Here is a 17,407-nt window from a genome sequence, read left to right on the forward strand (position 1 = left end):
CCGATGGATACGCACGGATACCGGAAGGCGCCCGCGCGCTCCTGACGGCGGCCGGCGCACTACTCGGCGAGCCCTCGGACAACGCCGCGGACGGCGTACGAGAGCTCGCCGAGGGCACCGCCGATGAGACCGACGAGCGGACCGTCGAGCGGGCCGTCGGGGGGACCGCTGAGGGGACCGTCGAGCGGGTGCGGGAGGTCAGCCGACGAGGGGCAGGGCCGGCGGCCTCTCCGGGAGGAAGCCGTGGGCGCGGCGGGCCAGGTAGTCGGCCTTGTAGCGGTCGACCTCACGATGCCAGTTCAGGATGCCCGCCATCCAGTTCCGCAGGTCGGCCACGTAGGACCGCATGACCTCGCGAGCCTCTTCGGAGAGGTCGAAGTCGTCGTACACGATGGGCAGTTCTTGCTCCGCGACATGCTCGAACTGTTGCATCCGCTGGGTCATCAGGTCGTGGACGACGGCGAGCCCGGTCGGGTAGTCGATGCCGAAGAAGTTCTGCACGACGAGGATCGCGTTGTGGAACTCGCCCTCGTACTCGATCTCCTTCTGGTACGAGAAGACGTCGTTGAGCAGGCAGGCGTAGTCCACGGCGGCGTTCTCCAGCGAGCGGACCGGGCCACTGCGGTAGACGTCCGGGGGGACGGCGGGGCCGTGGCCCATGCGGCACATGCTCAGGGTGAGGTCGGAGCCGAACGTGGCGCGGCGCATCTCCAGATAGTCGACCGGGTCGGGGATGCGGTTCTGGAGCTGGTTGGACAGCTCCCACACCCAGCTCTCCGTCATGACGTCGACCGCGTCCTTCAGGGTGCGCCGTTGGCCGGGCGTCATCTGCGCGGTCGTACGCCTCCACAGGTCGACGAGTCCGCGCTCCATGCCGTTGCCCGGCACGACGGTCTCCTCACCGTCGACGGGCATGCAGTCCGACAGCCGCTGGGTGGTCAGGCGCGCGGCGCCGAGGTCGCGGCGGTGGCCGAAGACGAGCGGGTAGTAGTCGTCGCCGTACGTGCCCCAGGCGAGCCACTGGGAGCTGAGGTCGAGGGCCTCGGGGGTGGCGTCCGGGTCGAGGCCCGCCGAGCACAGCGGGAGGTCGCAGGCGGCGAGCTTGTCCTCGTCCCAGACGCCCTCCTCGAGGATGCCCATGCGGTGTGCCCACTCGGTGAGCCGGAGGCGGGCGCCGGCCAGGTGCGGGCTGAGCTCGACCTGGAAGGGCATGTAGAAGTCGGGCAGCAGGGACGGGCCGACCTTCTGGTACGGCACATGGGTGTAGGCGCGCAGCCGCTCGGCGCCGGCCGAGGCGAGCAGCGCGCCGACGTCGGAGGCGGAGGTGCCGGGCCCGGTCAGCCCCTGCCACGGCCTGGCGGGCCGCGCCCGCGCGTTCATGTACCGGCTGGAGCGCATGTGCCACTCGTGGCCGCCGGACTGCCAGTCCTGCAGACCCTGGGTGTACCTGGCCACCGCGGTCACCTCGTCCGGCGTGAGGCCGTGTTCCAGGGCCAGGGCTGGCACTTCGGTGAACGCGGTGTGCTCGAACTGGTGGAGGCGGGAGGTGAGGACGTCGTTGACGGTGTCGGCGGCCTCCTGGGTGGTGCACCCGAAGAAGGTCTCCAGTACGAGTACGCCGTTGCTGAGTTCGCCCTCTTCCTCGACCTCCCGCTGGTAGGAGAACAGGTCGTTGCGCAGGTGGACGGCGTCGGAGAAGGTCTCCATCAGCACCCGGAGGGGCCTCGCGCCGGCGACCGACGCGGGCACTTCGGCGGTGGCGTACTCCACCAGCCCGGCCGACCAGGGGGCGCCACCCACCTTGCGGCGCATCTCGATGTACTCGACGGGGTTGGCGACCCGCCCCTCGTTGATGTTGGACAGTTCCCACAGGGACTCGTTCAGCAGGTGCTCGGTGGCGACGGCGAAGCGGCGGCGCCAGTCGGCGGACATCGACGGCACCGTGCGCGTCCACAGGTCGGCGAGCCCGGCCTCGACCGGGTTCTGCGGCTGAGGCATCGGAGCCGACGGGTCCATCGGCATGAACAGCGGCAGCCGGTCCAGGTAGGCCTTGCCGCCGGCGCGGTCCTGGGTGCGCTTGAAGATCTCCAGGAAGTGGTCGTCGAAGAAGAAGACCCAGACGTACCAGTCGGTGATGAGCGAGAGGGCGGGGCCGTCGCAGTCGGGGTGAGTGGAGGCGCAGAGCAGGCCGTAGTCATGCGCGTCGAGGTCGGACTGCTCCCAGATCCCGGATCCCTCCAGCATGCCCATCTCGCGCGCCCACCCGCTCGAATGGGCGCGCGCCTCGTCGACGTGCGGGTTCAGCCGCGCGGGATACGGCATGTAGAAGTGCGGGAGTTCGAAGGGCTGCTGCGTCATGGCCGGGCCCTACCCAGGGCCTTTCGGCGGCATCCGCGGGCCGGGACATGATCACACCATCGCGTGAATCCGGGGTGAATCCGGGCGTCCCGCCCCGCGCGCATGATGGCGACCCGCTCGACATGATCACCGCGTCAGGGTCGGTCGAATCGGAGTTCTTCCGAACAGCCGGAACGGTCGGAACAGCCGGAACATTCGGGAACGGTCGGAACAGCCGGAAGGCACGAACCACCTCCGAGCCGGCGACGCGCGTTTGTGCTCAGGACCTGACCTGGATCAGCGCATGAGTGCCGCTGGTGCGCCAGCGCTGTCCCTCCGCGGTGACCAGCGCGGCCTCCGTGTCCGCCTCAAGGCCGGTGATCACGTCGGACTTCAGGGTCCGCAGGGCGGCGACCGGGCCGGGGAAGTGGGCGGTGACCTCGGCGAAGGGTGTGGTCGGGGGCCAGCGGCGGTCGCCCACCAGACGGCGGTAGTTGAGGTCGCCCTTCAGGACGGTCAGATCGGCGGTGGTGAGTTCCGCGCGGAGGTCGTCCGGCATGTCCGCGTACGGCAGCGGGGCGCAGGAGAAGGGATGCGCGCGCACCGCGAGGCGACCGTCGGCCATCGCGGCCCACAGGCGGCGCCCGTGGACGGCGGCCTCGCCCGGCGCCCGCGTGAGCCGGCGCAGCCCGTCCACCACGTCCATGGTGGTGGCGTCGGAGACGTAGTACGGGTACGGCTTGACGTGCAGGATCGCCCGCCCGATGCGCCCGTGCGCGAGAAGATGGGCGATGAGCAGCAGGTCCGGGATGAGTTCGCGGCCGGCGTTGTCGGCGATCAGGCAGAGGGTGCCGGTGCCGCCGAGCAGTGTCCGGAGGGTGTCGCTGTCGTCGGCGACCAGGCCGGGTACGGCGGCCCGCTCCTCGGCTTCGGCGTCGGAGAGGCGGAAGCCGAGGTCGGCGCGGTTGCCCCACAGGGAGCCGTGCAGCAGGGCTGCGGTCTGTTCCGCCACCGGGCGGCCGGAGAGCTCATCGAGGGCGGCCAGTTCCTCGTCCGTCTCCCGGGAGTCGAGTTCGGCGAGCTTGGAGGGGCGGAAGGGGTCGATGCCCTGCCACGGGCCGGGGCCGAAATAGCCGACGGCGTCAAGGAGTCGGCGATAGAAGTGGCTCTCGGACCACAGCCACGGCACGTCGAACCAGGACCGTCCGGTGTACGCGTCCATCCCCCAGGCCGACCAGCGGTCCACGTCGTGCGCGTCGGCCGGGAGCGGTTCGACGACGCCCTTGGTGCAGTTCGCGAGGAGAGCGTCGAGGGCGTCGTGCTGCTCGGGGCCGTACGGGAAGGACTCCCGCACCTGTCGGACGATCGCGGGGTGCCGCTCGGCGAGCACGCTGTGCGGGAACGAGCCGGGTTCGTCACCGAGGATCACGGGCGCGGGCGGCACGGGCGGAGCGGACAGCGGGGTGTCGGGCATGCGCCTCACGGTAGCGCGCGCGTTCCGACGGTCGGCGGACGCGTCATACGACCCCTCGCGCCCCGACCTCTTATCGGGCGCTGCGGCTCCGATCCGGCTCCGGGCGGCCGGCACCGCGTAGAACTCCGGGCGGCCGGCGCCGCGTAGGACACGGACACGATCGCCACATAGAACACGGACGCGATCAACGTGCCGCTCTGCCGCACCGTCTCCACGACGGGCCGCGGGTCGTGCGCGATCCGGTCCGGTTCGGTTCGGTTCGGTTCGGTTCGGGAACGAACTCCTGGGCCCCTTCCCGTGGCGGCGTCGGCCAGCCCGCCCCGCCCGCTTCCGCGACAGCCCCTCACACCATCCTGGTCTCCCGCTCCAACTGCGTGACCAGGGTCAGATACCGGGCCCGGCGGGGTACCGGGACCATGCCGCGGATCATCAGGTGCCACATCTCTGCCAGGCGGCGTGGCTGGCGGGTCATGGGTTCGAGGGAGCGGCTGACGACACGGGTGCCGACGAAGAAGCAGACGAGAGAGTGGGCGACGGCGTCGATGTCCGTGTCCGGGTGGAGGTCGGACTCCTTGACCGCGCCCAGGAGTTTGCGGGAGGAGAGCTCCAGCCACTCCGTGAAGGGGTGCCGAAGCGGCGGGCGCACCTCCACTCCCCCGGTGGCCAGGCGCAGGCCGGCCCGGGGAACGGGATCCTCGACGGACATCCGCGCTATGCCGAAGGTGATGCGCATCAGCGCCTCGAGCGAGGAGTAGCCCCGGCCGTCCGCGTCGCTCGCCAGCCGGCGCGAGAAACGGGACTGCAGCTCCATGATCGCGTGGGCCAGGTCCTCCTTGGCGGCGAAGTGGAAGTAGAGGGCGCCTTTGGTGACTTGGGCGTGCTCGACGATGTCGCTCAGGCTCGTCGACTCGTAGCCGTGCCGGTCGAACAGGTCGGCGGCGGCCGTGATGATCGTCGAGCGGGTCTGCTCGGCACGTAACTGCCTCGGCATTGACGGGACTCCTGCGGGAAAGAACGGGTCATGCCGTTTGTTTCTCTCCCTGTACACGATAGCTCACCTTGCCTCCGTGCCCACCGTGCAGACGAAGACCGTCGAATCTCCCTGTCTGCCCACGACTTGCACATCGCCCCCGGACCCGTCCGTCGCCTCTATCCAGGCGAGTTCGTCCAGTTCGGCGTACCGATGGAAGGCGATGTGGAACGAGACCGGCGAGCGGGTCCCGCCGGTGTGCGCCTGGACGGCCTGGCGGGTGGCCTCCAGCAACAACATGCCCGGGACGTGATCGAGAGGGTGGTCAAAGAAAACGGGGTGTGCGGTATCTATTCGCAGCCGCCAGAGGTTCGGCCGCCCGGCCGGGGCGAGGACCACGTCCGCCGGCAGCGCGCGGCCCACGGTGGCGGCGGGCAGCGCGGGCGGCAGCGGCAACGGGGTCACGGTGGCGGCGGTACGACCGCCTCGCAGCCGGCGATAGACGGGCTCACTGGTGCAGGTGAACGCCACGCGCCGCGCGGTCGCGACGCGTTCCCCGTCACGCAGGACCTCCGCGGTGTACACCGCACCCACCGGACGACGGCCTCGGTACTGGATGTCGACGAAGGCGACCTCGACGGTCAGCTCGGCTGGGACCGCTCCCACGGCCAACTGCCGCGGAAACGTGGCGACGTCGAACTCCCGGAGCACGAAGTGGTCGCCCAGCGGAACCTCGTACTCTGTGTGCGAGATCAGCGCTCCGCTCTGCCGCACCGTCTCCACGACGAGCAGCGGGTCGTACGCGGACCAGTCCGGCGAGACGTGTAAACCGTGTGCGCGCGGCCATTGCGCCGACACGGAGAACCGGTCGTCCGCGATCCGGTGCCACCCGGTGAGCAAGGTTTCCGCGACCGCCGCGCGGTGAACGAGTTGACGGGGAACGGTCGCCGTCATGGACGGGATTTCGGCAAGCTGCCGCGGTTGAGGCATATCTCTCCCTACGGTCCCCCGAAAGGCCAGGAGCAGACAGTGAAGAGCCCGCTCAGGTGACCGTTAGAGTACGAGCCGACCGGTTTGTTTTCAATGCGATCAGTCGGCAGCGTCCTATGATCGGACCGAGACAGCAAACACGATTCCGGGAATTGGCCAACTCGGCGCAGTGGAGGAGCTCTTAATGGCACAACAGGAGCGCGCCATCAGGACGCGCAGGACGATCCTGGAGGCGGCGGGCGCGGTCTTCGACGAGTACGGCTACGCCTCCACCACCATCTCCATGGTGCTGGAGCGGGCCGATGTCACCAAGGGCGCCCTGTACTTCCACTTCTCCTCCAAGGAGTCCCTGGCCCAGGCGGTGCTCGACGAGCAGGTGCCGTTCGGCGCCGTCCCGGAGCAGCCCTGCAAGCTGCAGGAGATCATCGACATGACGTTCGTGGTGGCACAGCGGCTGCTGACCGACTCCCTGCTGCGGGGCAGCGTGCGGCTGACGGTGGACCAGGCCACGCCCCCCGGGGTCGACCACTCCGGGCCGTTCCGGCAGTGGGCTGAACGACTCATCGCGCTCATGGAACAGGCGCGCAGCCAGGGCGAGTTGCTGCCCACGGTGCAGCCGCGGGACACCGTGGAGCTGCTCGTGGGAGGCTTCGCTGGCATTCAGCTGATGTCACGGGCGCTGACCGACCGGGCGGACCTCGCGCACCGGGTCTCCGTCCTGTGGTCCCACATCCTGCCCAGCCTCGCGGTGCCGGGCCTGCTGCTCGGCCTGGACAGCAAAGCCGACCGTGGTCTGCGGGTGCTCTCCGCGGTCCCCGTGTCGTGATCCTGGTGACGGGTGCCACCGGCACCGTCGGGCGGCTGGTGGCCGAGCGTCTGTCCGGCACCGGCCCGGTCCGTCTGCTCGTCCGCACTCCGCACCGTGCCCCGGTACGGGGCCCCGGAATCGAGACGGTGGGCGGGGACTTCGACGATCCCGGCAGTCTGCGCGAGGCGCTCTCCGGCGTACGGTCCACGCTGCTCGTCACCACGAACCCACTGGCGCCCGCCCAGGACGAGAACTTCGTGACGGCAGCCCGCACGGCGGGGGTGGCACATGTGGTGAAACTGTCGGCCCACGCGGTGGCCGACCTCGACGCCACCGACCTGGTCACGCGATGGCAGCGGGACAACGAGGAACTCCTGCGCGCGTCGGGCCTGCAGTGGACGTTCCTGCGGCCGCGCTCGTTCATGTCCAACACCCTGAGCTGGGCCCGCTCCGTCCGGGAGGAGGGAGTCGTCCGGGCGCCCCACGGCAGTTCGCGCAACGCGACGGTCGATCCGCGGGACATCGCCGACGTGGCGGTACGGGCCCTGACGGAGCCGGCGGGGCACGCCGGCCGCGTGTACGCGCTCACCGGGCCCGAGGCCGTCACTCCGGCGCGGCAGACGGACACCCTCGCGGATTTGCTCCAACGTCCCCTGGAGTTTGTCGAGTTGACCAAGGATCAGGTGTTGCGGGAACTCCTGAGGCGCTATCCCGCTCCGGTCGCCCACGCCCTGGCCGAGAGTGCCGAGCGCGGCCGACACGGGTCGAAGACCCAGGTGCACCCCACGGTCGCCGAACTGCTCGGCCGACCCGCGCACTCCTACCGGGACTGGGCCGACGCCCACCTGGACGCGTTTCGCGCCTGAGTTTGGCGGCTTGGCGCACGACGGCCGGACGTACGGGGCTGGCGTAAGGGGCGGCGAGGGGGACGGCGTGCGGGGCCTGGCCGGTGGGGCGGCGCACGGGGGCTGGCGAGCGGGACGGCGCACGGGGCCTGGGGTACGGCGGGCCGTCGGTGCCGTGAACGCGTCGGGCGGTTCTCCCGTACTGGACGGGAGCAGGCCGTGGACCTCACGGAAGCCAGACCGTTCCGTTCCGCCCGAGGAGACGTTCCGGATGCCCCGGACCACCGCACACCGCACCGCTGCCCTGGCGGTCTCCGTCACGAGCTCCCTGTTGCTGGGCGTGTGGGCGGCGGCACCGGCCGCGGCACACGGCGCCCCGACGGATCCGGCCAGCCGGGTCTACGGCTGCTCTCCCGACGGCAGCCAGAACGGCACCGCCGCCTGCCGGGCGGCCGTCGCCGCGAACGGGTCGCCGTTCACGGCCTGGGACAACCTGCGCGTCGCGAATGTGAATGGACGGGACCGGCAGACCATCCCTGACGGAGAGCTGTGCAGCGGGGGCCTGCCCGCCTACCGGGGCCTCGACCTCGCCCGCACCGACTGGCCGTCCACCCGGATGACCCCGGGCGCGGCGCTGACCATGCGGTACGTCTCGACGATCCCGCACACCGGCACCTTCCGGCTCTATCTCACCAAGCCCGGCTACGACCCGGCGAAGCCGCTGACCTGGTCCGACCTTCCGGAGAAACCGTTCGCGGAGGTGAAGGACCCGGCGCTGACGGACGGGGCGTACCGGATCGACGCGACCCTGCCGTCCGACCGGACGGGACGGCAGGTGCTGTACACGGTCTGGCAGAACAGCAGCACGCCGGACACGTACTACTCGTGCTCGGACGTGGTGTTCCCGGCGGCGAAGAGTACCGGGGCCGGGGCCCAGGGGGCCGATCCGGCCGCGGGCGGCGGCAGCGGCAGCGGCAGCGGCAGCGGCAGCGGCGAAGCGAAAGCCGGCGCGTCGCCCGGGCAGACCGGGCAGCGGGCGGAATCCGCGAAGGAGAGCCCCGCGCCGGCCGGTTCCGCAGCGACCGCCATCCCTTCCGGCAGCCCCGCCGAGGCCGGCGCCGCCCCCGAAAGCACTCCGGTGGCCTCCGCCGCCGACACGGACTCCGACCCCTCCGCGCCGACCATGGCGGGCGGCGCCGCCGCGGTACTGCTGCTCATCGGGGGCGCCGCGGCGGCGCTGCGCTTGCGTCGACGGTGAACGCCGGGCGCGAGGAGGCCGGTTGACCGCCAGGGCTTGGCCGGCGTGATCCGTGGGACTGGTCCTAGTTGACGTAGACCCGCGCGTTGCCGTCCGTCACCGGGGCGTACTTCGCGGTGAAGTAGCCGTTGGCGAAGCACAGGGACGAGCCGGACGTCTTGGTGAACTGCTGCTTGGTGAAGGTGATGCTGCTGTCGGCGTTGTCGGCCTTTCCGGTCAGACTGGGTGCCTGGTAGACGCAGCTGATGCTGCCGAGCAGGGTGCGCAGCACCACCGTGGTCTGGACGGCGGAGCCGGTGGCCGCGGTGACCTTGACGGTGCCGTCGGAGCTCACGGAGGTCTTGTAGGGCACATTGTTGACGGTGATGCTGGTGACGCCGAGCACGCCGGTGACGTTGGCGCTGCAGCCGCCGAAGGTGTGCGCGCTGAGCGACTCGGTGGCCGTGCCGGGCGCGGCCGGGTTGTCGGTGACGGTGGCGGTGAACTGCGAGGCCGTGCACGAGATGCCGCTGGTGCCGGTGGCGCTGGAGTAGAGGGTCGCGGTGGTGCCGGTGGCCAGCGGCGCGGTGAGGACGTCGCCGGCGGCAATGGGCGTACCGCCGACGCTGCCGGTGGTCAGGACCGGGCCGGCGGCCGCCGACGCGGGGGTGATCGCCGGGAGCGTGAGGGCGGCGACGGCTCCGGTGAGGGCGAGGAGGGCTCGAGTGCGCATGCGGGTGCCTCGTTTCTGGGGCGAGGGGTGGGTTTTCCGTCGGGGTGACGTCGTCGCCGGCCCGTGACGCCTTCTCCGTACGTGACGGACCGGCAACGACGGCCGACCGGAGACCGGTCGGAGAACCACCGGCGACCGGCCGTGACCCAATGGATGAGGGCCTCCGGCCGGACCGGGTGGAAGAGCGGTCCGGCACGGCCACCGGGGGAAGCGACCGTGCGGGTGCCGTGGAGGGTCGGACTCGGGCGATGAGATGCCCGTACTGGACAGAACGTCCGGGAAAGCGACTGGATCCGGCGCCACGGATCGGGGGAAGCCTGGGAGAGTTGTAGACCTGATGGTCCGTCAACGTCAAGGTGTTGTAAGGCAGTTACTCGGCCGACTGAGGTGTTTTTGTCGTACGGTCAACGCCGCGACCATGGGCGACACATAATCGACACCCTTTTCGCACAACATGCTTGACCCTCGAATGTAACCACCGGTAACTTCCTCGAAGGCTACCGATGCGTAACCAGAAAGTCCTTGCATCCACCGGGAGACGCGAGGAGGTCTGCGCACGGTTCGCTGTCCGCGCCAGGACAACCTGCCACTGAACCTGAAGCCCCACTGCATTGACTATGCCCACGGGAGCAGAACATGGCCTCGTCCTCGGACTTCACCTCGTCCGCCGGCAACACCCCTGAGAACCCGGAAAGCGGTTCCGTGACAGACACGCCCGAAGCCCCCGACGGTTCAGCGAGACGCGGGCGGGTGCGGGCGCGCCGGGCCGCGATCATGGCGGTGCCGGCCGTCGCGGTCACCGCGGGACTCGCGATCCTGACGGCCGAGGGAGCACTGGGCGTGCAGTTCGCCATCTCCGGCATGGCCTTCACGGTCACCGCGACCGAGCTCAAAGGCACCGGATTCGAGCAGTTCGGCGGCCTCGACGTCATGGCGCAGGGCAAGGACAACCCGAACGCGGGCGACACCGGCGGCGACGTGCTCGTCATCACCTCCGCCATCAAGAAGGCCACCCTCACCAAGCTGTGCCAGAGCGTGGACCTGGGCGGCACGAACCTGCTCCTCACAGCCGGCGAAGGCAAGCAGAAGGTCCGAGCGACCGATCTGACCACCGACTCGACCGAGATGTCGGGCAACGCCGTCTTCAAGAACATCGAGATCGGCAACGACGCCAGCACGCTCAACAAGGCCGGCGTGAAAGGCCCGCTCGGTGTGTTCAGCCAGCAGGCCGACACCGTACGCATCACCAACCTGCGGCAGACCAACTACGCCACCACCGCGGGGGTGTTCAAGCTGCCCGGCCTGAAGCTCAGTTTCAGCCAGAAGGGCTGCTGATGCCGGGCCGGCCAGGCCAGGACCCGCGGTCCGGCTTCCAGCGCTGGCGGGCCGCCCGTCCGTTCTGGGGCGGGCTGCTGCTCGCCCTGGGCGGGGCGGAGATCCTGCTCACCGAGAAGGCCTCCATCAAGGTCGTCATGCACATCGGCATGCAGGGCCTGGCCGGCTACCTCCTGCCGGGCCTGATGGTGCTGCTCGGGCTGCTGATCCTCTTCAACCCGGCCCAGCGCCTCTTCTACTCGATCACCGGCGTCCTGCTGTCCCTGGGCACCTGGGTCACCTCGAACCTGGGCGGCTTCTTCATCGGCCTGCTGCTGGGCACGGTCGGCAGTTGCCTCGCCTTCGGCTGGCTGCCCGACCAGGAGCCGCGCGTGAGCCGACGGCAGCGGCGGAAGAAAGCTCGGGAGGCGAAGCAACTCGGCCATGAGCCGCTCCGCGGGGAGACAAGCCGTGCGGATCCGCAGGCCGGTCAGCGGCAGGCGCAGGACGGTCAACGGCAGGGGCAGGACGGTCAGCGGCAGGCCGTCGAGCCCGCCTGATCTCCGGCCCGGCCGTCCGGTGACTCCATCGGGCGGCCTCTGCCGGGCTCACCGCGGACGGCTTCACACGGCGTCACGATCATCCCGTTGCGTCTTTTGGGCTCAGCGCCCACAGAGATTGTTCGGCCGGGACAATACCTCCGCAGCGGTGGCAGGCCGGCGGTATCGAGCAGACCGATGTACCCGGATCGAGCACACTCCTACCTGGCCAGCTTCTCCGCCGCGGCGAAGGCCACTTCGGACGCGGGCAGCACCCGGATGCTCCGCCCAGGGAAGTCGATGTGCCGGAAGATCTCATTGTGGTGCGCGATCGACTGCCCCGGCGAGGCGTAGTCACCACTGTCGAGCCGGACGGAGGTGGTGTGGCCGTCCGCGACCAGCACCAGGTCGTACCGGTGGCTCAGCGCCTGCCGCGCCGTGGTGTCCACACAGATCTCAGTCGCGAACCCGGTGACGATCACCTCGGTGACTCCCAGCACCTTCAGAACCTTGTCGAGATCGGTGTCCAGGAAGCTGTCCGGGCTGCTCTTGTGGACGACAGTCTCGTCGGCAGCGGGCGCGAGTTCGGACACGATCCGCCAGCCCTCCGTCCCGGCTTCCATCCCGGCACCCTGGTCCTGAATCGTTACCACCGGTACGCCGGCGGCTTTGGCGCGTTCACGCAATCCGGCGATCACGGCGACGGTCTCGGCGGCCCGGTAGGCGATGCCCACCAGGTCGTTCTGCATGTCGATGACGAGGAGCGCGGAAGCGGGTGGCATGGGCTCACGGTAGCGTTCCCCTCCGGACAACGACGTGATACCGACGCCCCCGACGGCGTGGACGGACTGCACGGACTGCACGGACTGACCATCATCAGCGAGCGGCTCGTCGCAGCAGTTCCGGCCGGGCACTCCTTGGCGAAACAACGGCGGGTCACGCTGCGCGACCTGGCCGTTCACCCCATCATCTGCATGCCGACAGGGACCGGCCTCCGAACGGTGTTCGACCGTGCCTGCGCCGCACAGAGCCTCCAACCCGCGATCGCGTTGCAAGTCGGCGCCGCGGATGCCATCGCCGGCCTCGCGGCCCGCGGTCTCGGCGTCGCCATCCTCAGTGATTCGATGGCCGCGAGCCACCGTGACCGACTCACCGCCCGCACCATCGACGACATCGAAACATCGGCGTCACTCGCTCTGGTCTGGAAAGACACCCACAACCGTTCCTAATCAGTGAGCAGGAGTGAGTCTTGGACCCACTGCCTGTCGCTGCGCGCATCCCGAACGGTTTTGGATGCACTGGTCGCCCGCGTTCCTTGTTTTCTCCCTGTCCGGGCCGGTGGCTCTTGACCACGGTCCGTGACGGGGCGGCGGGTTCCCTCACACCCAAGAGCACGCCGGTCGGCCTGGACGGTCCGATGCCCGTAACGATCACTCTGGTCGTTACGGGGCGGTGTCGTCCGTCGCCGGATCGGGTGCCCTTGGGCGCGTCTGCCGATCGCGATGCTCGCGGCATCGTGTCGGCTGGTCTTGCGGGTGGGGCCAGCCATGGGCTTCTGCCAGTGCCGTGCGCCCCACATGCTGGTGTAGGCGGGGTCCACGGCGATGATGGCGATACCGGTGGCGTCGGCCATGGAGGTGAGCCGGGCGCGGAGTTTCCCGGTGGGCATGCCGGAGATGAGTTGGCGGAAGCGGCGCTTGCGGCCGTGCTTCTCGCGGGTCTTCTCCGCCTGGAAGTCCAGGTCCTCGACCGCGATAGCGGCAACACCGCAGGTTTTCGCCCAGTTCAGCAGCCTCGACAGGGCATGGCGGACCTGTGCGTCACGGTGCTCGGCGTTGCCGGACAGGTCGAACCAGAAGCGCCGGGGCTGGCCGGTCGGGTTGCCATGGGTGTCCAGACGCCAGGCGGCTAAGTGGTCGGCGTTGGTGTCCACGCCGACCACCCCGTGCGCGAGGGCGGTCTCCATCGGGATCGTCTGGGTGATGGGAAAGGTCCAGGAGGCGTCCACGTACCAGCGGCCCCTGGCCGTGTCGTAGTGGATGCGGTAGGCGACCGCCCGGTTGGCTTCCACGCGGTCGGCCCACTCGGTGCCCCGGTGCGGGAACGACACGCGGGCTGTGAGGACGTACCGGCCGTGCTTGCTGTTGGCCAGGCCGGCGAGCGGGGCGGGCAGCTTGATGCTGACCTCGCCGTCCGGGGTGATGCGGATGGTTTCGTTGCCGTACCGCTTTCCCGACTCACCGTCCGCTTGGAGGAACCAGCGAGATGCTTCCCAGCGCCGGCGCCATTCGGGTTCGGTGAGCTGGGCTTTGCCGAGGTTGTGGCGGGTGTTCAAAAGGCGTCTGCCGCCGCGCACTACGCGAACACGACCCGCTTCACGGTCGGCGCGAACAGCGTCGGTCCGCTCCTCAAGCAGATGCAGGCGCCGGGTCTTTTGGAACCACTCGTTCTTCGACCGGTAGCCGCCGGGGGCGCGCTTGGTGCCCTTCTCCCCGATGGGCAGGGACAAGCGGTGCGCGACGGTCTTGATCCCGGCTTCGAGGTTTTGGAGGTGCGCGGCCTGTCCGCGCCGGGCGAGCGCCCACTGATCATGCGTGGCCTTCGTGATCGACCCGGCCCACCGCGACGACGAGAGAGCGGTCAGCTCCCGCTTACGGGCGGCCCACGTATCGGTGGAGTGCTCCATGCCGTCAGCGCACCAGGTCCTGAGGTCCTTCGACGCCAGCGAGCCGAGGTGCGCGCCGAGCAGGCGCAGGACCTTCTCATCCTCGGGCGTGAGGTGCTTGAGGCGGTCGCGTATCGACACGCCAGAGGGGCCGAGCGCGACGAACGACGGGGCGATCTGGCGGAGTTGTTTCTTCGGCTCAGTCATCGGACGCCGCCGCTTCCCATGCCTTCCTCGCCCGGTTCTTCGCGGAGTGACGCCCGTACAGGCGGGCACAGAACGAGGTCAGGACCTCCACCATGTCCCGTACCAGGTCGTCTTCGACCTCGCCGTCATCCAGCACCACCAGGCGACGCCCGGTCGCGGACAAGGCGGCTTCGATCAACTCCACGTTCATCCGCCCGAGCCGGTCCTTGTGTTCCACCACCACGGCCGTCACCTCAGGATCAGCCAGCAGGCGACGGGCCTTGGGGCGTGAGCCGTTCACGCCCGAGGCGATCTCCGACTCGATCCGGACCACCCGGTGACCTGCCTTCGCCGCCCACTGGGACAATCGGGTCGCCTGGCGTTCGAGATCGTCCTTTTGATCGTGCGAGGAGACGCGGGCATACAAACCCACCCCACCCGTCACGGACGGTGAGGAGTTCGCCTCGATGTTCACCAGGATCGTGCGCGGCCCGACCCGCTCAGCGGGAACCGGAAGAGTGCCCTCACGGAACCAGCGATAGGCGGTATGCGGATGCACACCGTTCGCCATTGCCCACTCCTTGAGGTTCATGCAGCGACCGTAACACGCACTCAAGGGCTGCAATACACGCTAGAGTTGACTTAACCCTGAGCAGTTGGCCACCCTGCTTAACGCTGGCACCTTCAAGATCTACGCAACCGCTGGTGGGTTGAGGCGAGCGAACCCTTCCTGACGGTGGTAGGGGAAGTAGGGGTAGGCCGCGGTCCTGGCGCTCGCCGCATCGAGTTTTGCCAACTGGTCGGGCGTAAGAGTCCAGCCGACGGCACCGAGGTTCTGACGGAGCTGCTCCTCGTTGCGGGCGCCGATGATGACGGAGGAGACGGTCGGCCGCTGCAGCAGCCAGTTGATGGCGATCTGCGGAATTCTCTTGCCGGTCTCCTGCGCGATCTCGTCGAGGGCGTCGACCACGCGGTAGAGGTGTTCGTCCTCGACCGGCGGACCGTGGTCCGCGGTGTGATGCAGTCGGCTGTTGGCCGGCAGGGGCCGGCCGCGGCGGACTTCACCGGTGAGCCGTCCCCAGCCGAGAGGGCTCCAGACCAGGGCTCCGAGGCCCTGATCCAGCCCGAGGGGCATCAGCTCCCATTCGTAGTCGCGGCCGATGAGGGAGTAGTAGACCTGATGCGCGACATAGCGGGGGTGGCCGTACCGCTCCGCGATCGAGAGGGACTTCATCGCCTGCCACCCGGAGAAGTTGGAGATGCCGAGGTAGCGGACTTTTCCTGCTCGTACGAGATCGTCGAGTGCGGACAGGACTTCCTCGATCGGAGTGCCGGCGTCGAAGGCGTGCAGCTGGAACAGGTCGAGGTGGTCGGTACCGAGTCGGCGCAGGGCGGCCTCGCACGCGGTGATCAGACGCGAACGGGAGGAGCCCGCATCGCCTGGGCCGTCCCCCATCGGCAGGCTGGTCTTGGTGGACACGATCACCTGATCCCGGCGGCCTTTGATCGCTTCGCCCAGCACCTCCTCCGAGGCGCCGCCGGAGTAGACGTCGGCGGTGTCGAACATCGTGATCCCGGCTTCCAGGCAGATGTCCACGAGGCGGCGGGCTTCTCGCGCATCGGTGGTGCCCCAAGCCCCGAACAGCGGTCCTTGGCCGCCGAAGGTGCCGGCACCGAAGCTCAGCGCGGGGACTTTGAGGCCGGATGCACCCAGCCGCCTGTACTCCATGACTGTTTCCTCTCTTGTCGACTGATCTAACTAATGGCCCTGAAGACCCGTTAGCCAGGTCCCTCAACCTAGCAGGCGCGAAGAGTTAACGAAACCAGGGTCCCGTTATGGGGTCCCCTATGAGGTTCGGGGTGCGGGACACCCGTTCGGGCTCCGGCTGCGGGGCGGCGGGCGAAGTGGGGCCTTCCGTCAGTCGTCGGACGCGATAGGGGAGTTCGCCGACTCCGGTTCGGCCATTCCCGGTTGGTGCCGTGCAGCGGGGCCCGCGCCGTCGAGTGGTTGCCCGTGTCGGGCGGGCAGCCCGGTCGACGCGAGCACGGCGGGAGCACGGCGGGAGCACGGCGGGAGCGGCCTTCTGCGCAGGCCTCGGCCGGAGAGATCATCACGATGCGGCACCGACAACTCAGGGCGAGCGGCTGATCACTTGACTACCAGCGGTCACACACGGTTGGCTCCAGGCCAACGAAGGTCCAAACGGTCGGCGCACCTTCCGCGTCGGCCGCAGTTTCGAGTTCGGCTTGCTCGGCCGCACAGCGAGGTGCCCCCCTCCATGACCACTCCTCCCCCACCTCAGGCCTCCTCGGGTTCCGTCCGCACGGCCGCCCTGACCGCCGCACTCTGCCTGCTCCTTGCCGGCTGCTCCGGATCCGGTGGCGCCCGGTTCGACGCGGGCGCGGACGCGGCTGGCAGCGCGACCACCGGCCGGATCAAGGTCGCCCTGATCACCCACGGCGGCCAGGGGGACGCCTTCTGGGACCGCGTGCAGAAGGGTGCCCGGGCGGCGGCCGCCAAAGACGGCATCGCCCTGACGTACGTGAACGACTCCGATCCGGCCAAGCAGGCGAAGTTGGTGCGGGACGCGGTCCGCGACAAGGTCGACGGCATCGCGGTGACCCTGGCCAAGCCGCAGGCGATGAAGGGCCCGGTCGGCGAGGCGAAGGCGGCCGGTATTCCCGTCGTCGGCCTCAACTCCGGTATCGACGCCTGGCGCTCTCAAGGGCTCCTGAGTTACTTCGGCCAGGACGAGAGCCTCGCGGGCCGGGCCGTCGGCGACCAACTGGACGCCATCAAGGCCAAGCACGCCCTGTGCGTCATCCACGAACGGGGCAACGTCGCCCTGGAGGCGCGCTGCGCCGGCGTGAAGAAGACCTTCGCCGGTCAGACCGAGATGCTCTATGTCGAGGGCACCGACATGAACTCCGTGGACGCCGCCGTCACGGCCCGGTTGCGGCAGGACCCCACCATCGACGAAGTCGTCACCAACGGCGCCGCGTTCGCCCTCAGCGCGGTCAAGTCGGTTCAGGAGGCGGGCAGCAGGGCCGAGGTCGCCACCTTCGATCTCGACAAGGACCTGGTCAAGGCCGTGACCGACGGGGACGTGCAGTTCGCGGTGGACCAGCAGCCCTATCTGCAGGGCTACCTCGCCGTGGACGCGTTGTGGCTGTACCGGACCAACGGCAACTTCAGCGGCGGCGGTGTGGCTCCCGTGCTCACCGGGCCCGCGATCGTCACGAAGACGAACGTCGCCTCGGTCGCCCGGTTCGCCGCCGCCGGAACCCGCTGACCGGCCGGCGCACGCC

15 protein-coding genes and 1 pseudogene are annotated in these 17,407 nt (G+C 69.5%); 7 read left to right on the top strand and 9 right to left on the bottom strand.

The features are described from left to right. Positions 1-198: 198 nt before the first annotated feature. The 4 genes from cyc2 to M2271_RS16820 all read right to left on the bottom strand — a co-directional run bounded on the left by cyc2 (position 199) and on the right by M2271_RS16820 (position 5,735). Positions 199-2,358, bottom strand: a complete 2,160-nt coding sequence (cyc2, locus tag M2271_RS16805) for a germacradienol/geosmin synthase Cyc2 (RefSeq protein WP_280888033.1) — start codon at positions 2,356-2,358, stop codon at positions 199-201. Between the two features lie 259 nt (positions 2,359-2,617). Next, the gene (locus M2271_RS16810) at positions 2,618-3,811 is read right to left on the bottom strand and encodes a damage-control phosphatase ARMT1 family protein (RefSeq protein WP_280888034.1); all 1,194 of its coding nucleotides are present in this window, start codon (positions 3,809-3,811) and stop codon (positions 2,618-2,620) included. Positions 3,812-4,154: 343 nt separating this feature from the next. Next, positions 4,155-4,802, bottom strand: coding sequence for a ScbR family autoregulator-binding transcription factor (locus M2271_RS16815; protein WP_280888035.1), 648 nt, complete (start codon positions 4,800-4,802; stop codon positions 4,155-4,157). Positions 4,803-4,865: 63 nt separating this feature from the next. Continuing rightward, positions 4,866-5,735, bottom strand: a complete 870-nt coding sequence (locus tag M2271_RS16820) for a ScbA/BarX family gamma-butyrolactone biosynthesis protein (protein WP_280888036.1) — start codon at positions 5,733-5,735, stop codon at positions 4,866-4,868. A gap of 220 nt (positions 5,736-5,955) precedes the next feature. Here M2271_RS16820 and M2271_RS16825 point away from each other — a divergent pair, with 220 nt between their 5' ends. From M2271_RS16825 to M2271_RS16835, 3 genes are all read left to right on the top strand, one after another. After that, positions 5,956-6,597, top strand: coding sequence for a ScbR family autoregulator-binding transcription factor (locus tag M2271_RS16825; protein ID WP_280888037.1), 642 nt, complete (start codon positions 5,956-5,958; stop codon positions 6,595-6,597). Beyond that, positions 6,594-7,445, top strand: a complete 852-nt coding sequence (locus tag M2271_RS16830; RefSeq protein ID WP_280888038.1) for an SDR family oxidoreductase — start codon at positions 6,594-6,596, stop codon at positions 7,443-7,445. The genes M2271_RS16825 and M2271_RS16830 overlap by 4 nt, the downstream gene beginning before the upstream one ends. A gap of 250 nt (positions 7,446-7,695) precedes the next feature. After that, the gene (locus M2271_RS16835) at positions 7,696-8,682 is read left to right on the top strand and encodes a lytic polysaccharide monooxygenase (RefSeq protein WP_280888039.1); all 987 of its coding nucleotides are present in this window, start codon (positions 7,696-7,698) and stop codon (positions 8,680-8,682) included. A gap of 64 nt (positions 8,683-8,746) precedes the next feature. Here M2271_RS16835 and M2271_RS16840 read toward each other — a convergent pair whose 3' ends face one another. Then, positions 8,747-9,394: a Tat pathway signal sequence domain protein gene (locus M2271_RS16840; RefSeq protein ID WP_280888040.1), complete on the bottom strand. Its 648-nt coding sequence runs from the start codon at positions 9,392-9,394 to the stop codon at positions 8,747-8,749. 636 nt (positions 9,395-10,030) lie between these two features. Between M2271_RS16840 and M2271_RS16845 the strand changes: the two genes are divergently transcribed. After that, positions 10,031-10,729, top strand: coding sequence for a DUF6230 family protein (locus tag M2271_RS16845; RefSeq protein ID WP_280888041.1), 699 nt, complete (start codon positions 10,031-10,033; stop codon positions 10,727-10,729). Further along, positions 10,729-11,268 carry a DUF6114 domain-containing protein gene (locus M2271_RS16850; RefSeq protein ID WP_280888042.1) on the top strand — a complete coding sequence of 180 codons (540 nt, stop codon included), beginning with the start codon at positions 10,729-10,731 and terminating at the stop codon, positions 11,266-11,268. The genes M2271_RS16845 and M2271_RS16850 overlap by 1 nt, the downstream gene beginning before the upstream one ends. 200 nt (positions 11,269-11,468) lie before the next feature. Here the strand turns inward: M2271_RS16850 and M2271_RS16855 are convergent, their stop codons facing one another. Then, on the bottom strand, positions 11,469-12,029 hold the full coding sequence (locus tag M2271_RS16855; RefSeq protein ID WP_280888043.1) for an isochorismatase family cysteine hydrolase: 561 nt from the start codon (positions 12,027-12,029) through the stop codon (positions 11,469-11,471). A 72-nt stretch (positions 12,030-12,101) separates the two neighbouring features. Here M2271_RS16855 and M2271_RS16860 point away from each other — a divergent pair. Further along, a pseudogene (locus M2271_RS16860) lies at positions 12,102-12,476 on the top strand (LysR family transcriptional regulator substrate-binding protein); the annotation flags it as partial. On the opposite strand, the gene M2271_RS16865 reads toward M2271_RS16860, so the two are convergent. From M2271_RS16865 to M2271_RS16875, 3 genes are all read right to left on the bottom strand, one after another. Further along, entirely contained in the window at positions 12,473-14,119 is a 1,647-nt protein-coding gene (locus tag M2271_RS16865; RefSeq protein ID WP_280888044.1) for a transposase, read from the bottom strand. The pseudogene M2271_RS16860 and the gene M2271_RS16865 sit on opposite strands and share 4 nt — an antisense overlap. Then, positions 14,112-14,690 (bottom strand): IS607 family transposase, encoded by a 579-nt coding sequence (locus M2271_RS16870; RefSeq protein WP_280888045.1) that lies wholly within the window; start codon positions 14,688-14,690, stop codon positions 14,112-14,114. The genes M2271_RS16865 and M2271_RS16870 overlap by 8 nt, the downstream gene beginning before the upstream one ends. Before the next feature lie 99 nt (positions 14,691-14,789). Next, positions 14,790-15,827 (bottom strand): aldo/keto reductase, encoded by a 1,038-nt coding sequence (locus M2271_RS16875; RefSeq protein ID WP_280888046.1) that lies wholly within the window; start codon positions 15,825-15,827, stop codon positions 14,790-14,792. 550 nt (positions 15,828-16,377) lie between these two features. Here M2271_RS16875 and M2271_RS16880 point away from each other — a divergent pair. Then, positions 16,378-17,391, top strand: coding sequence for a substrate-binding domain-containing protein (locus tag M2271_RS16880; RefSeq protein ID WP_280888047.1), 1,014 nt, complete (start codon positions 16,378-16,380; stop codon positions 17,389-17,391). Positions 17,392-17,407 lie beyond the last annotated feature (16 nt).

Source organism: Streptomyces sp. LBL, assembly GCF_029893585.1.
Taxonomy (GTDB): Bacteria; Actinomycetota; Actinomycetes; order Streptomycetales; family Streptomycetaceae; genus Streptomyces.